Consider the following 2,006-nt stretch of genomic DNA (forward strand, 5'->3'; position numbering starts at 1 on the left):
GTTTATCAACGAATGAGGAGGCAGATAAATGAATGTGCGTGCAATATTTATAGATATGGATGGTACACTATTAAAAGCCTCAAACTCCATTTCCAGCCGAAATAAAGAAGCTATTAATAGGCTCATTAATCAGGGAGTCAAGGTTTTTCTCGCCACTGGTCGACACTATGACATAACCGTTCCCTACCATAAAGAAATTGGATTACAAACTCCGATGATCTGTTTGAATGGTGCTGCTATTCACGATGCAGAGTCAGGAAGAATTATACAAATGAAAACCGTCCGATTAAACGAAGAACGATTTCACAATCTGACCGCTGAAAGTCCTTGTAATGTTATCATCCATACAGCAAATGGGATTTATTATAAGGAATCAAATAAAGAAATCGATTATTGGGCAAAAGTTGGGCAAATTCCGCCACTGTATATTGGTGACTTAAGACAAGTAAATTATCAAGATGTTCTTAAATACAGTGTTCGAACAGGTGCACCATGTCCGGAATTATCCGCATTGTTTAAAAAAGAAGCAGAAGTCATCGATTGGAATGACGGATTTGAGCTAGTTGCTCCAAATGTTTCCAAATGGTCTGCCATTAAAAGCTTACTTACTGAATTTCGAATGAGTCCAAGTGAAGTCGTAGCCATTGGAGACGGACCCAATGATATAGAGATGCTTCGTCATGCAGGTACTGGTGTGGCCATGGGGAACGCTTGCGAAAAGGTTAAAGCTGCAGCTGATTTTATTACAGGACACCATGAAAATGACGGATTAGCTGAGTTCATCGAACGGAATCTTCTTATAACATCTAAATCCTATGCGATTTAGAGTTTTTTTTGACTTTTTTAATGAAAACATGCGAAAATAAATTCCTCCCAGACAATGAACAATTAATTGGATTAGCAAAAGAAGTTGGACTTAATGAAGAGAAAGTGAGGTCCATTCTTGAAGATGAAAATGCTTATTTAGCTGACGTTCAAAAAGACATCAAAGATGCAAGAAGCATGCAAATAATTGGTGTTCCATTCTTTGTAATGAACAATAAATACTCTGCTTCATGTGCTCAACCAAAAAAGGTATTTTAAAGAAGCATTAGAAAAAATTGCAGAAGAAGAAGGCATTAAACCTACTTTGAAAACATTTGGCTCTATCGATGGTGGTGTTTGTGGTCCTGACGGCTGCTCGATATATCTCAACTATTCTCTAAATGAAACTTTTAAAAAAATACGCAAACAATCTGTACACCTATTCACATGGTATACAGATTGTTTGCGTAGATTCCAGACGTGGTGTTCTCCAAGACTGTTAACGTTGAAAATAGCCCTAATGAAAAATTGGCCTTATCCTTATTCAGGGAATACGACATTTTGTTAAAGATTATTATTGTAGTAAAGCACCTTTTATTTTAAGAACAACTCAAAATTAAATTGTTATTGACCCTACCCATTGGCTTGTATTTGAAGCCACTTGAAATGTATTATTATCTACCACGCTAGTTTCCCTAAAAACCTTCTGTAAACGATTTCACTGGGAGCTCCTTCCACGAGTACAGTTTCTTTTACTAATAAACCTTGTTTAGAATACATTTTAACAATTAATCTAAATGAAGTATTTATATGAACACCAATAACAAATGCTATATNNAATTCTCAATGAATGCGAATCCATCTTACAAAAACCTGGCCTAATTAAGTTCAATTCTACCTACATCTTAACATAAATATCGTTTGCTTTAAGTAAAGTTATTCCTCCAAATGGCCCTATTTAACATACTGAATGTCTTTGTACTGGAAGGCAATAATCCCTTGTACGAAAAATAGCCTTATTTAAAGGAAGTTTGCTTAGTGTATGTTTTTATAAAAAATTAGAAAAATAATAATATCCATAAACATAAACGAAAACATATTTAATCTTTTAAAGAAAAGAAAGTATCTTTGTCGGTAAAGGAGAGGACATTATGAAAAATGTTTCTGACATTATCCATATAGGTGAATTAATAGCTGTTTCA

Annotated in this window: 2 protein-coding genes; both read left to right on the top strand. The window is 34.6% G+C overall.

The features are described from left to right. The first annotated feature begins 28 nt into the window (after nucleotides 1-28). Nucleotides 29-826, top strand: coding sequence for an HAD family hydrolase (locus V7149_RS21375; RefSeq protein WP_335347611.1), 798 nt, complete (start codon nucleotides 29-31; stop codon nucleotides 824-826). Between the two features lie 8 nt (nucleotides 827-834). Next, complete coding sequence (locus V7149_RS21380) at nucleotides 835-1,083, top strand: DsbA family oxidoreductase (protein ID WP_335347612.1); 249 nt, start codon at nucleotides 835-837, stop codon at nucleotides 1,081-1,083. Nucleotides 1,084-2,006 lie beyond the last annotated feature (923 nt).

The sequence above is a fragment of the Bacillus sp. JJ1503 genome (assembly GCF_036965125.1).
In the GTDB taxonomy this organism is placed as follows: domain Bacteria; phylum Bacillota; class Bacilli; order Bacillales; family Cytobacillaceae; genus Cytobacillus.